This is a genomic window from Halomonas litopenaei, from assembly GCF_003045775.1.
Classification (GTDB): domain Bacteria; phylum Pseudomonadota; class Gammaproteobacteria; order Pseudomonadales; family Halomonadaceae; genus Halomonas; species Halomonas litopenaei.
On the sequence record NZ_PXNS01000005.1, the window covers coordinates 199162 to 212742 of the forward strand.

Annotated in this window: 11 protein-coding genes and 3 tRNA genes; 12 read left to right on the forward strand and 2 right to left on the reverse strand. The window is 64.6% G+C overall.

Annotated elements, in window-relative coordinates; translation table 11 throughout:
- Positions 1-8: 8 nt before the first annotated feature.
- Positions 9-2609, reverse strand: coding sequence for a DNA mismatch repair protein MutS (gene mutS / locus C6W88_RS09715; RefSeq protein WP_375037915.1), 2601 nt, complete (start codon positions 2607-2609; stop codon positions 9-11).
- 342 nt (positions 2610-2951) lie between these two features.
- Here mutS and C6W88_RS09720 point away from each other — a divergent pair, with 342 nt between their 5' ends.
- The 11 genes from C6W88_RS09720 (at position 2952) to C6W88_RS09770 (ending at position 12011) form a co-directional block, all read left to right on the forward strand.
- Positions 2952-3110 carry a YqaE/Pmp3 family membrane protein gene (locus C6W88_RS09720; RefSeq protein WP_045991131.1) on the forward strand — a complete coding sequence of 53 codons (159 nt, stop codon included), beginning with the start codon at positions 2952-2954 and terminating at the stop codon, positions 3108-3110.
- A gap of 191 nt (positions 3111-3301) precedes the next feature.
- On the forward strand, positions 3302-3802 hold the full coding sequence (locus tag C6W88_RS09725) for a CinA family protein (protein ID WP_108132317.1): 501 nt from the start codon (positions 3302-3304) through the stop codon (positions 3800-3802).
- A gap of 294 nt (positions 3803-4096) precedes the next feature.
- Complete coding sequence (recA, locus tag C6W88_RS09730; protein ID WP_045991129.1) at positions 4097-5167, forward strand: recombinase RecA; 1071 nt, start codon at positions 4097-4099, stop codon at positions 5165-5167.
- Between the two features lie 145 nt (positions 5168-5312).
- On the forward strand, positions 5313-5786 hold the full coding sequence (locus tag C6W88_RS09735; RefSeq protein ID WP_108132318.1) for a regulatory protein RecX: 474 nt from the start codon (positions 5313-5315) through the stop codon (positions 5784-5786).
- Between the two features lie 183 nt (positions 5787-5969).
- Positions 5970-8576, forward strand: coding sequence for an alanine--tRNA ligase (gene alaS, locus C6W88_RS09740; protein WP_108132319.1), 2607 nt, complete (start codon positions 5970-5972; stop codon positions 8574-8576).
- Between the two features lie 113 nt (positions 8577-8689).
- Positions 8690-9940: an aspartate kinase gene (locus C6W88_RS09745; protein WP_045991126.1), complete on the forward strand. Its 1251-nt coding sequence runs from the start codon at positions 8690-8692 to the stop codon at positions 9938-9940.
- A 189-nt stretch (positions 9941-10129) separates the two neighbouring features.
- Positions 10130-10324 (forward strand): carbon storage regulator CsrA, encoded by a 195-nt coding sequence (csrA, locus tag C6W88_RS09750; protein ID WP_045991125.1) that lies wholly within the window; start codon positions 10130-10132, stop codon positions 10322-10324.
- An 85-nt stretch (positions 10325-10409) separates the two neighbouring features.
- Positions 10410-10502, forward strand: a tRNA-Ser gene (locus C6W88_RS09755).
- 83 nt (positions 10503-10585) lie between these two features.
- Positions 10586-10662, forward strand: a tRNA-Arg gene (locus C6W88_RS09760).
- 66 nt (positions 10663-10728) lie between these two features.
- Positions 10729-10805: transfer RNA gene (locus tag C6W88_RS09765), tRNA-Arg, on the forward strand.
- Between the two features lie 339 nt (positions 10806-11144).
- Positions 11145-12011, forward strand: coding sequence for an urea carboxylase-associated family protein (locus C6W88_RS09770; RefSeq protein WP_108132320.1), 867 nt, complete (start codon positions 11145-11147; stop codon positions 12009-12011).
- 52 nt (positions 12012-12063) lie between these two features.
- Here the strand turns inward: C6W88_RS09770 and C6W88_RS09775 are convergent, their stop codons facing one another.
- Positions 12064-13095: a tRNA dihydrouridine synthase gene (locus C6W88_RS09775; RefSeq protein WP_108132321.1), complete on the reverse strand. Its 1032-nt coding sequence runs from the start codon at positions 13093-13095 to the stop codon at positions 12064-12066.
- Positions 13096-13282: 187 nt separating this feature from the next.
- Here C6W88_RS09775 and C6W88_RS09780 point away from each other — a divergent pair, with 187 nt between their 5' ends.
- Entirely contained in the window at positions 13283-13531 is a 249-nt protein-coding gene (locus tag C6W88_RS09780) for an OadG family protein (protein WP_045991122.1), read from the forward strand.
- Positions 13532-13581: the final 50 nt, after the last annotated feature.

Genomic DNA, 13581 nt, shown 5'->3' on the forward strand with positions numbered 1-13581 from the left:
CAAGGGCCTCACAGTGCCGACTTCCAGCGGTACAGCAGTTCCAGTGCCTGGCGTGGACTGAGGTCATCGACCGCCAGGCCGCCGAGTTCTTCCACCAGAGGGTGGGGGGCGCTGGCGAACAGGTCCGCCTGCTGGGGGGCGGACTGGTGGCGTCGGCTTCCGCCATCCGGATCAGCGCTCCTGCGGCCATGATCGATCTCCTGCTGCTCCAGGGCGGCAAGCTTGGTCCGTGCCTCGGCGATGACGGTCTGGGGCACACCGGCCAACTGGGCCACCTGCAGGCCATAGCTCTGGCTCGCGGGGCCGTCCTCGACCCGGTGCATGAATACGATGCCATCATTGTGTTCGGCGGCGGTCAGGTGGACGTTGGTCACCGCCGGCGCCTCTGTGGCCAGCGCCGTCATCTCGAAGTAGTGGGTGGCGAACAGGGTAAAGGCGCGGGTACGGGTCAGGTGTTCGGCGCTGGCCCAGGCCAGTGACAGGCCGTCGAAGGTGCTGGTGCCCCGGCCGATCTCGTCCATCAGCACCAGACTGTGGTCGGTGGCGTTGTGCAGGATATTGGCGGTTTCGGTCATCTCCACCATGAAGGTGGAGCGCCCGCCGGCCAGGTCATCGCTGGAGCCGATGCGGGTGAAGATGCGATCCACCGGGCCGATGGTGGCGCTGTCGGCGGGCACAAAGCTGCCGCTGTGGGCGAGCAATGTTATCAGGGCCGCCTGGCGCATGTAGGTCGACTTGCCGCCCATGTTGGGGCCGGTGATCACCAGCATGCGGCGATCGTCGTCCATGCGCAGGTCATTGGGCACGAAGGGGCCGTCGCTGACCTGTTCGACCACCGGATGGCGACCACCGCGGATATCGAAGCCTGGGGTCTCTGACAGCGTCGGCCGGACGAAGTCCAGCGCCCGGGCTCGCTCCGCCAGGGTGCACAGTACGTCGAGTGCGGCCAGCGCCCTGGCCGTCGCCTGGAGCCTGGCAAGTTCGGCGTTGAGGCTGTCGAGCAGGCTGTCGTACAGCAGTTTTTCCCTGGCCAGGGCGCGGGACTTCGCCGACAGCGCCTTGTCCTCGAATTCCTTGAGCTCCGGGATGATGAAGCGTTCGGCGTTCTTCAGCGTCTGGCGGCGAATATAGTCGGCCGGGGCCTCCTTGGCCTGGGCACGGGGGATCTCGATGTAGTAGCCGTGAACCCTGTTGTAGCCGACCTTGAGCCCGGCAAGCCCGGTGCGCGAGCGTTCGCGGGTCTCGAGCTTCACCAGGTAGTCGCCGGCGTGTTCGGCCAGGCCCCGGTGCTCGTCGAGCTCGTCGTCGAAGCCTTCGGCGATGACGCCGCCGTCGCGGATCACCACGGGAGGATTGTCGACCAGGGCTCGGGTCAGCAGTTTGGCCAGCTCCGGGAAGGGGCGAATGTGCTGGCGCAGGCCGTCGAGCGTGGTGCCGTCGGCGTAGCCGGCAAGGCTCGCCTCGAGTGCCGGCAGGGCGTTGAGGGCGTCGCGCAGCCGTGCCAGGTCCCGCGGGCGGGCACTGTTGAGGGCCACCCGGGCCAGAATGCGTTCGACGTCACCGATCGCCTTGAGGTCGTCGCGCAGCGGCTCATGGCCGTCATGGTCGAGCAGCAGGCTGATGGCCGCCTGGCGCCCCATGACCTGCTCGCGATCACGCAGCGGTCGATTGAGCCAGCGCTTGAGCAGGCGTGAGCCCATGGCGGTGGTGGTGGTGTCGAGCACGCTGGCCAGGGTGTTGTCGCCGCCCCCGCCAAGGTTGGTGTCGATCTCCAGGTTGCGCCTGCTGGCAGCGTCGATGACCACGGTGTCGTCGCGACTCTCGACGCCGATGGCGGTGACATGGGGCAGGGCGCTGCGCTGGGTGTCTCTGGCGTAGTCCACCAGTACCCCGGCGGCGATGATCGCCGCGTGCAGGTGGGCGCAGCCGAACCCCTTGAGGTCCTGCACGCCGAACTGGTCACACAGCACCCGATGGGCACTCTCGTGGTCGAACAGCCAGTCGCTCTGACGACGCAGGCCGCGGCGTTCGCCAAGCGCCGGCGGCAGCTCGGTACTTTCGGGTACCAGCAGCTCCGCCGGGTCCAGGCGGGTCAGCTCCGACAGCATCTCTGCCTCGCTTTCCACCTCGAGCACGCTGAAGCGGCCGCTGGAGACCTCGAGCCAGGCCAGGCCGATGCGCTCGCCCTGGGGCGCGATCGCCACCAGCAGGTTATCGCGGCGGGCGTCGAGCAGGGCTTCGTCGTGGAGGGTGCCGGGGGTGACGATACGCACCACCTTGCGTTCCACCGGTCCCTTGGAGGTGGCCGGGTCGCCGATCTGTTCACAGATCGCCACCGACTCGCCGGCGCTGACCAGGCGTGCCAGGTAGCCCTCGGCGCTATGATAGGGAATGCCGGCCATGGGAATCGGCTTGCCGGCGGACTGCCCGCGCTGGGTCAGGGTGATGTCGAGGGCCGCGGCGGCGCGCTTGGCGTCCTCGTAGAACAGCTCGTAGAAGTCCCCCATGCGGTAGAACAGCAGCACCTCGGGGTGCTCGCGCTTGATCCGCAGGTACTGGGTCATCATCGGCGTATGGCTGGGGGCGCTGGGCTTGGCCATGTCGTTCATGGGATCTCGAAGCGATGTTGATGAGTCGTCGGCGGCGGGCCGGCATCGCGAGGGACGCTGGCGAAAGGCGTCAAGGATAGCATGGGCGCAGGGCGCGCCTGTACCGCTGTGCCGAGATCCGTCTCGGGCTTTCTTCCCGGGGGCCAGGCGTGTCAGCATGATGTATCCACGATGCAGCATTTGTGGGGCCAGAGGGTGTCCGTCTACCCTTGTGGGTGATCGGTCGACGCCTTTTCTGGTGAGTGCGGAGCGATTTTCAAGGAACTCTCTTCCCTTGCAGGACTCTCTCAAGGAGTCGTCCACAAGGAACTGTCTTTACGGACTATTCAAAGGAGCTGTCATATGGACGTTGTACGCATTATTCTCGCGATCCTGCTGCCCCCGCTGGGCGTCTTCCTGCAGGTGGGCTTTGGTCTGCACTTCTGGCTCAATATCCTGCTGACCCTGCTGGGCTATATTCCCGGTATCGTTCACGCCATCTGGATCATTGCCAAGCGCTGAACCTGCCTGGATGACGGGTATCACTGTCGCGGCGACCTCGGTCGCCGCGATGCGTTGGTGGGCGCTGTACCTGTCGGCTTGTTGTCGCGGTTGTCGTGGCAAGACGTTTCCGAGGCGACGACGAGCCTGTCATTGTTGTCGTGATGTCGTATCGTGACACCCTGTTTTCACCACAAGAGACGGGCTCTGCGATGACAAATGCAAACGATCGTGTTCGTCGCCTGGCGATTCGCCTGGGTGAGTTGTGCGTCGAGCGTGGGGTCTCGGTGACCGCCGCCGAGTCCTGTACCGGTGGCGGCGTGGCCGCCGCCATTACCGATATCGCCGGCAGTTCACGCTACTTCGAGACCGGCTACGTGACCTACTCCAACGCCGCCAAGCAGCGGCTGCTGGGGGTGCCCGGCGAGACCCTGGACGCCCATGGCGCCGTCAGTCAGCCGGTGGTGGAGGCGATGGTAGAGGGCGCTTGTCGCGACAGTGGTGCCCGACTTGGCGTCTCGGTCAGTGGCGTTGCCGGTCCGGATGGCGGCAGCGCTGAAAAGCCTGTCGGTACGGTGTGGTTTGCCTTCGCCGTCGACGGGCGGCTCGAGGCCGATCGGCAGCGCTTTGCCGGCGGTCGCGATGAGGTTCGCCAGGCCGCCGTGGTCCATGCGCTCGAAGGCCTGATCAGGCGGCTCGAGAGCCTGACCTGAGCCTTGCCGGTGATGCCCCTTGATGTGCCCGTGGGCGTAGCGTCCAGCGCCGTGTGCCGGGCGTGGGGCGCAAGCGTTCCGGCCCCGCGGCTGTGGCGGTGCAGCGATCAACCCCTCATCCACTATTGATTTGCCCTATGCGCTCGATTCGTCACCTCGAAGGGCTGGTCGTCGTCCGCAAATTTCGTCATACTACTGTTCAGTCATACAGTAATTGCCAGGGTCCGGCGCAGGGCCCGATGGGGACTCGGGCAAGGCGCTCGACCCCGATCCATTGTCTACAGGAGCTCCGTAATGGCGCAGGATCAGAACCGCAGCAAGGCGCTGGACGCCGCCCTTTCCCAGATCGATCGCCAGTTCGGCAAGGGTACGGTGATGCGTCTGGGAGACGCTCCCAGGGTGGTGATGCCGTCGGTATCCACCGGCTCGTTGGGTCTCGATATCGCACTTGGCATCGGCGGTCTGCCCTATGGTCGAGTGGTGGAGATCTTTGGTCCGGAGTCCTCGGGCAAGACCACCCTGACACTGTCGGTGATCGCCCAGGCCCAGAAGGACGGCAAGACCTGCGCCTTTATCGACGCCGAGCATGCCCTCGATCCCAGCTACGCCGAGAAGCTTGGCGTCAATCTGGATGATCTGCTGGTGTCGCAGCCGGATACCGGTGAGCAGGCGCTGGAAATCTGCGACATGCTGGTGCGTTCCGGTGGCGTCGACGTGATCATCATCGACTCGGTGGCGGCGCTGACGCCCAGAGCCGAGATCGAAGGCGAGATGGGCGACTCCCACGTCGGCCTGCAGGCCCGACTGATGTCCCAGGCGCTGCGCAAGATCACCGGCAATATCAAGAACGCCAACTGCATGGTGGTGTTCATCAACCAGATCCGCATGAAGATCGGGGTGATGTTCGGTAGCCCCGAGACCACCACCGGCGGTAACGCCCTGAAGTTCTACTCGAGCGTGCGTCTGGATATCCGTCGTACCGGCTCGGTCAAGCAGGGCGACGAGGTCACCGGCAACGAGACCCGGGTCAAGGTGGTCAAGAACAAGGTGGCGCCGCCCTTCCGTCAGGCCGAATTCCAGATCCTCTACGGCAAGGGCATTTACCACGCCGGCGAGGTGGTGGACCTTGGCGTTCAGTGCAAGCTGGTGGACAAGGCCGGCGCCTGGTACAGCTACCAGGGCAACAAGATCGGCCAGGGCAAGGCCAACGCCGCCCAGTTCCTCGAGGACAACCCGGCCATCATGGAAGAGATCGAGTCCCAGATTCGTGCCCAGCTGCTGACCCAGCCGGAGCCGAAGAAGAGCGAGAAGGAAGCGGAAGCCGCGGCGCCCGCTGGCGACGACCTTGGCGACGATCTGCTGTAGCAGGTCGACTCGCGGCAGGCCGGCACGCCGGCCTGTGACGTCGCAACGTACGACTTTCCTCGGGCCCCTCGACAGGGGCCCGAGGCGTTTGTGAAAGGGGGCTCGCGCCGTCGGTGCTCGCCGTCCCGTGCCAACAGGAGATGACATGCACAAGGCTGCCAGCCAGATGTCCCCACGCGAGCACGCCATCGATCTGCTCGCTCGACGCGAATACGGCCGTGAAGAGCTGCGAGGGCGATTGCTGGCCAAGGGGCACGCCCTCGAGGACATTGAGCAGGCCCTGGAAGCGCTTGCCGATCAAGGCCTGCAGAGCGACCGGCGCTTCGCCGAGAGCTTTCTGCGCGGTCGGTTGATGCGTGGGCAGGGGCCGGTGAAGATGCTGGCGGAACTGGGCCAGAGGGGCGTCGATCGAGCGCTGGCCAGGGAGGCGCTGGCGGAACTGGAGCGCGAGGAGTCCGTCGACTGGTATCGACTGGCCAGCGAAGCGCTGGAGCGGCGCTTCGGCCGAGAGCTGCCAGCGGATGCCAGGGAACGTGCTCGACGTGAACGCTTTCTGGCCGGGCGCGGTTTCGACTTCGACCAGGTGCGCGAGGCGATACGGGCCCTCGGCGATGATTGAACCGCCGCCAGACGGGCCTTCTCGGATGCGGTTTTGCACGACCCACTTTAGTCGCTTGACAACTACGCTATAATGTCCCCTTTTGCGACAGCCCCGGGTCGCGGTTTCATGCTCGGATGCTCCGGCGTGCCACGGCAGTGGGCCGGTTCGACGCGCTCTATCGCTCATCGCCACGGATATTTCATGAAAAGCGCAGATATCAGACAGGCCTTTCTGAGGTTCTTCGAAGAACAGGGTCATACCCGCGTGCCGTCCAGTTCGCTGGTGCCGGGCAACGATCCGACGCTGTTGTTCACCAACGCCGGCATGGTGCCGTTCAAGGACGTCTTTCTCGGGCGTGACCCCAGGGACTATGTGCGGGCTACCTCCTCCCAGCGCTGCGTGCGCGCCGGTGGCAAGCACAACGATCTGGACAACGTCGGTTACACCGCGCGTCATCACACCTTCTTCGAGATGCTGGGCAACTTCAGCTTCGGCGACTACTTCAAGCGCGACGCCATCGGCTTTGCCTGGACCTTCCTGACCGAGGTGCTGGGACTGCCCAAGGAGAAGCTGTGGGTCACCGTCCACGTCAGTGATGATGAGGCCGAACGCATCTGGAAAGACGAGATCGGTATCGATCCCGAGCGCTTCTCCAAGCTGGACGAAGACAACTTCTGGCAGATGGGCGACACCGGCCCTTGCGGTCCCAGCTCCGAGATCTTCTACGATCATGGCGCCGAGGTGTGGGGCGGCCCTCCCGGCAGTCCGGAGGAAGACGGTGATCGCTACATCGAGATCTGGAACCTGGTGTTCATGCAGTTCGATCGCGACGCCAGCGGCGAGATGAAGCCGCTGCCCAAGCCGTCCATCGATACCGGCATGGGGCTGGAGCGCATCGCCGCGGTCATGCAGGGGGTCCACTCCAACTACGAGATCGACCTGTTCCAGAATCTGCTCAAGGCCGCCGCCGAGGCGACCGGTGCGAGCGACCTGGAGGCGCCGTCGCTGCGCGTGATCGCCGACCATATCCGTTCCTGTGCCTTCCTGATCGCGGACGGCGTGCTGCCTTCCAACGAAGGTCGTGGTTACGTGCTCAGGCGGATCATTCGCCGGGCAATCCGCCATGGTCACAAGCTGGGCGCCCAGGGAGCCTTCTTCCATCGCCTGGTGGCGGCGCTGGACGCCGAGATGGGCGAGGCCTACCCGGAACTGCGCCAGGCTCGCGCACAGATCGAGCGCGTGTTGCTGAAGGAAGAAGAGCAGTTCGCTCGCACCCTGGATCATGGCATGGGCCTGCTGGAGCAGGCGCTGGCCGCGCTCGACGGTGACACCCTGCCGGGCGAGACGGTGTTCAAGCTCTACGACACCTACGGCTTTCCCTATGACCTCACCGCCGATGTCTGCCGTGAGCGTGGCGTCACCCTGGATGCCGAAGGCTTCGAGCGGGAGCTCGAGGCGCAGCGTGAGCGGGCCCGGGCGGCCAGCCAGTTCGGCGCCGAGTACAGCGCCACCATCGAGCTCGAGGGCCAGACCGAGTTCACCGGCTACGACCGCCTCGAGGACAACGCCAGGGTGGTCGCGCTCTATGACAGCGAAGGCAATGCGCTCGAGCGCCTGACGCCTGAGCATCCCGCCGTGGTGGTGCTGGACCGCACCCCCTTCTACGGCGAGTCCGGTGGCCAGGTCGGTGATACCGGCTACCTGAACGTCGAGGGCGGACGGTTCCTGGTCAAGGACACCCAGAAACAGGCGGGGCATCACCTGCATCAGGGGGTGTTGCTCGAAGGTGAGCTGGTGGTCGGCAGCGAGGTCACGCCCCAGGTGGACGAGAGCCTGCGTGCGGCGACGGTGCGTAACCACTCGGCGACCCACCTGCTGCACAAGGCCCTGCGTCTGGTGCTGGGCGATCATGTCCAGCAGAAGGGCTCGCTGGTGACGCCTGAGCGCCTGCGTTTCGACTTCAGCCACTTCGAGGCAATGAGCGCCGAACAGCTCAAGGAAGTGGAGCGCCTGGTCAACCAGCAGGTGCTGGCCAATGCGCCGACCCGGATCGAGAGCATGACCCTCGATGAGGCCAAGGAGAAGGGCGCCGCTGCCCTGTTCGAGGCCAAGTACGCCGACAGCGTGCGGGTGCTGACCATCGGTGCCGATGACTTCTCCATCGAGCTGTGTGGTGGTACCCATGTGGCCCGCAGTGGCGACATCGGCTGCTGTCATATCGTCGCCGAGAGCGGCATCGCCTCAGGCGTGCGTCGGATCGAGGCGATCACCGGTGAGGGCGCGCTGGCCTACTTCGGCGAACAGGAGGCGCGCCTTGCGCGTGTGGCCGAGCGCCTCAAGGCCAAGCCCGAGCAGCTCGAGGAGCGCGTCGACAGCCTGGTCGAGCGTAATCGCGGCTTGGAGAAGGAGCTCGAGCGGCTCAAGGCCAAGCTCGCCAGCGCCGCCGGCAGCGACATGCTGGCAAGCGCCACTGAGGTCAAGGGCGTCAAGGTACTGGCGACGCACCTGGATGGCGTGTCGGGCAAGGAATTGCGTGGCGTGCTTGACCAGCTCAAGAACAAGCTTGGCTCCGGCATCATCGTGCTGGGGGTGGCCGACGAGGCCGCCGGCAAGGTCAGCCTGATCGCCGGGGTGACCGATGATCTGACCGCCAGGGTCAAGGCCGGGGAGCTTGTCAATCACGTCGCCGGGCAGGTCGGCGGCAAGGGCGGCGGTCGTGCCGACATGGCCCAGGCCGGCGGTAGCGACGTCAATGCACTGCCGGCGGCGCTGGAGAGCGTCCCGGCCTGGGTGGACGCCAAATTGTGATCCCTCTGGGGTCGGGGGCTCGAGAGGGTCCCCGGCCCTTTTTTCTGCCCTGACAAAACTTCGCAGAGACAACAGTTTCATTCATTGAATCCAACGAGCGAGGAAGACGGCATATGGCACTATACGTACAGAAGTTCGGTGGGACGTCGGTCGGCTCGGTGGAGCGCATCAAGGCCGTGGCCGAGAAGGTCAAGGGCTTCCGCGACCAGGGCCATCAGGTCGTGGTGGTGGTCTCCGCCATGAGCGGCGAGACCAACCGCCTGATCGGGATGGCCAACGAGATCAACGACGAGCCGACCCCCCGTGAGATGGACATGCTGGTGTCCACCGGCGAGCAGGTGACCATCTCGCTGCTGGCGATGGCGCTGCACAAGCTGGACGTGCCGGCAACGTCCTACACCGGCTCTCAGGTCGGCATCATGACCGACAGCGCCCACACCAAGGCGCGTATCCAGCGCATCGAGACCGACGAGATGCGCGAAGACCTGGACGCTGGCCAGGTGGTGGTGGTCGCCGGCTTCCAGGGGGTCGATGAGGAAGGCAATATCACCACCCTGGGTCGTGGCGGCTCGGACACCACCGGTGTGGCGCTGGCGGCCGCGCTCAAGGCCGACGAGTGCCAGATCTACACCGATGTGGACGGCGTCTACACCACCGACCCGCGGGTCTGCTCCAAGGCCCAGCGCCTGGATTCGATCACCGTGGAGGAGATGCTGGAGCTTGCCAGCCTCGGCTCCAAGGTGTTGCAGATTCGCGCCGTCGAATTTGCCGGCAAGTACAATGTTCCGCTGCGCGTGCTGTCCAGTTTCGAGGACGGCCCCGGCACCCTGATCGTTGCAGACTCCGAACAAGACGAGGATTCCATGGAAGAACCGCTGATCTCAGGCATCGCCTTCACCGCCAACGAAGCCAAGCTGACCCTGCTCAACACGCCGGACGTGCCGGGCGTGGCCTCGCGCATCCTGGGCCCGATCGCCGACGCCAACATCGAGATCGACATGATCGTGCAGAACGTGGCGCCGGCCGGTGACTACACCGACTTCACCTTCACCGTAGCCAAGGGTGACTACAAGCAGACCATGCGCATCCTCGAGCAGCAGGTCATCCCCGATCTGGGCGGTGGCGAGTTGCGTGGCGACGATAATATCGCCAAGGTGTCTCTGGTAGGGGTGGGTATGCGCTCACACGCCGGGGTCGCCTCGAAGATGTTCCGCGTGCTGTCCGAGGAAAACATCAACATCCGCATGGTCTCGACCTCGGAGATCAAGATCTCCGTGGTGATCGACGAGAAGCAGATGGAATTGGCAGTACGTGCGCTGCACAAGGCATTTGGTCTCGACAAGGCCGATATCGAGAGCGAATAAGTTTCTCGGCGCGGCGCACACCTTCTACGCTTTAAGGAGTCCCCCTCGCCAATTCGGCCGGGGGCTTCCCTTAAACGGCACAATCAGGTGTCATGAGTCGCTAGTGCTCGCCACCAAGAAAGAGGGCACGTCGTCCGGAAGCGTGACGGCGTAGCGACTCACGTAACAAGTCTGAGAAGGAGATCAGTCATGCTCATCCTGACACGCCGCGTCGGCGAAACCCTGATGATCGGGGACGATATCACCGTCACCGTTCTGGGGGTGAAGGGAAATCAAGTGCGTATCGGCGTGAATGCGCCCAAGGACGTTGCCGTCCACCGTGAAGAGATCTACCAGCGCATCCAGCGCGAGAAGGCTGACGATGGCGCTGCCGATGATGAGTGAAGGTGGTGGCCGAGCGGAGAACTTTTTTCGCCTCGGGCTGGACAAAGGCCTTACGTCTCGGTAGGATACGCACCGTGCCGATGAGGGAGAGGTGGCCGAGTGGCTGAAGGCGCTCCCCTGCTAAGGGAGTATGGGGTTTATAGCCTCATCGAGGGTTCGAATCCCTCCCTCTCCGCCATTTTACGATGCATGTCGTGAAGCGGCTTCATGGGTACCGATGATCAGGCATGTTGGATGCCTGGTGCATCAAGAGATTGATACGCGCCCGTAGCTCAGCTGGATAGAGTACCTGACTACGAATCAGGTGGTCGGAGGTTCGAATCCTCCCGGGCGCGCCATCTTCTCCCAGGTTGGATTCCGATAGTTTCCTGGAATACGACATCGCAATGAGTTTCATTGCCTACGCGCCCGTAGCTCAGCTGGATAGAGTACCTGACTACGAATCAGGTGGTCGGAGGTTCGAATCCTCCCGGGCGCGCCAGATTTAGACCCGCTCTCTTCGGAGGGCGGGTTTTCTGTTTCCTGCCAAGTTTCCTGTCCAGTTTCGTGCTGACCGGCTGGCTACTACTGCCGGTTGCGATCGTTTAGGCGCCTGTCGCGAGATGGGCGCCTTTTTTTATGCTGTTTCCTGCCAAGTTTCCTGTCCAGTTTCGTGCTGACCGGCTGACCGGCTGACCGGCTGACCGGCTGACCGGCTGACCGGCTGACCGGCTGACCGGCGTCGATTCTTTATGAACGGTGCTGTGTCGAGCGTCGGTCGTTGTCTCCCCTGGCCTGGTCTAGGCTGAAGCCTGACATTCACGCATCGGGAGGGTGGCGCATGGGCGGCAAGGTGGCGGCGGCGTATCAGGCGACCAGGGGGTCAGTGCTCGACGTGGATCGCGCCTTCTATGACGGCCTGACCGAGCGGGCGGGGAGGCGGCGGCGGGTGGCCAGTCACCGGGTACCGATTCGTGATGGACTCGCCTGGGAGGTCAAGGCGGGGCAGGTCTTTCGCATCGCCATCGTCGATGGCGCCCAGGTCGGTGACTTCAACATGTGGCATCGCCATGACCCGCGCGAGCGCATGTGGGCCTCGCGCACCCGTCAGCTGCAGCGGGCCCATGTCAGCACCTACGACAGGCTGTGGTCGACGCTGCCCTTTCTGCGCCCCATGGCCACCATCATCGACGACACCCTGGCAGGCTATGGTGAGGACGCCGAAGGCGGGCGCGTGCATGACCTGCTGGGAACCCGCTGTGATCCCTACGTCAATCGCCTGTTGACCGGCGAGGACTTCGACTTTCACTGCCATTCCAACCTGGTGAGGGCGGTCGCGCCCTGGGGGTTGACCGAGTTTGACGTGCATGACGTGCTCAATGTCTTCCAGTGCACCGGGCTCAACGACGATGACCAGTACTTCATGAAGGCCTGCCCGGCGCGGCCTGGGGACTATCTTGAGCTGTTTGCCGAGATCGACCTGTTGTGCGCGCTGTCCTGCTGTCCCGGTGGCGATCTGTCGGTGGATCTATGGGGGCCGGACGCCAGGGATCCGCTGTCCACCTGCCACCCCTTGGCGGTGGAAGTGTTCGAGGTCGAGTCCGAGCGGCTGGCGCAGTGGCAGCCGCCCGAATCTCCGGCCTATGCAGGCGGCCATGGGCGGCGTGATCCCGATGTGGATTGGGCCGATCTCAAGGACAAGAGCTAGGCGCTGCTCCGATCGGATTCCTCTCCGGGAGGGGAGGTTGGCCTGCCTATCCCTATTGGGCGGCGGCGACTGCCTCGCTTCGGTGCTTGGGTGAGGTGAGATTCTGGCGCAGTGTGGCGTCAGGTGCGGTTTCTGGCGCTGCGTCTGATTCGATGCGCTGGGCGCCGAGCCCCGCAAGGAATTCATCGAGATCGGTGATGCGGCGCAGGGCCTGAAAGCGGGAGGCGGCCTCGCGGTCGCGCGCCTTCATGTGGTTCATCCACTGCTTTAGTAGCGATACCACCACTTTTGCCGGGAGTGTGGTACGCTGCATTGCAGCATAGGACGTCAGGATACCGGCTCGCTGGGCCCATGTCGTGGCCGGCAGGCGCTCTCCGGTGCGCTGCCAGTGGCGGATGCGCGGGGCGAGTTTCGGGTCGGCCAGGGCGCCGCGGCCAAGCATGACGTCGCGACAGCCGGACAGGGTGCGTGCCTTCCAGTAGTCCTCGAGGGTCCAGATGTCGCCGTTGGCGACGACCGGGATGCGCAGGCGCTGGTTGATGCGGCCGATCCACTCCCAATGGGCCGGCGGGCGATAGCCCTCGTCCCGGGTGCGGGCATGGACCACCAGTTGGGTGGCGCCGGCGGCCTCGGCGGCCAGGGCGCAGTCCAGCGCCCGGCGGCGGTCGGAGAAGCCCAGGCGGATCTTGGCGGTGACCGGGATGCTGTCGCCCACGGCGCGGTGGACGGCGTCCACGGCACGCTCCAGGCGTCGCGGATCGCGCAACAATGAGGCGCCGCCGTCATGGCGGTTGACCAGCTTGGCTGGGCAGCCGAAGTTCAAGTCCAGGCTGATGGCGCCGAGGCGCAGCGCTTGGCGGGCATTGGCGGCCAGGGCGTCGGGGTCGGAGCCGAGCAGTTGCAGGTGCACCGGGATGTGGTTGGGGGTGATGACGCCCTCGGTCGCCAGTTCCGGGCAGTGCTTGTAGAACACTCGAGGCGGCAGGCGCGCGTCCACCACCCGTACGAACTCGGTGACCGTCCAGTCGAAGCCGGCGTCACGGGTCAGCAGGTCGCGGGTGTGGGCGTCGATCACGCCCTCCATGGGCGCGAGCCCGATGCGACCTTCGTCTAACCCCTGTTTATGTAGTAATTTAACAACCAAAACTGCTACCTTTAGACCATGGTGCTGTGCCGGGGATGTGGCAGGGTATAGCATCAAAATTTTTGCGCAAGCCGTATGATCCAGAAAGATCAAGGCAACTTTGGCGCTACAACGCGGAGGATCCCGCATGCAAGACACTCAGTTGCTCAACGAGGGCCTCAGCCTGATGGCGCTCGGCATGGGTTTTGTTTTTGTTTTTCTTACGGTGCTGGTGATCACCACCACGCTGATGTCTCGTGTCATCGGTCGCTACTTTCCCGAACCGGTGCCGGTCGAGGCGCCCAAGCGCGGGGCGGCACCCGCCGCGCCGGGCCAGGACGATGCGGTGATGGCGGCGATCTCGGCCGCGGTTCACCGCTACCGCCAGCGTCGCTGAGGTCGTCCGTACCAGGCGACGACCCTGACCGTGAATTTCGACAAAGCGCT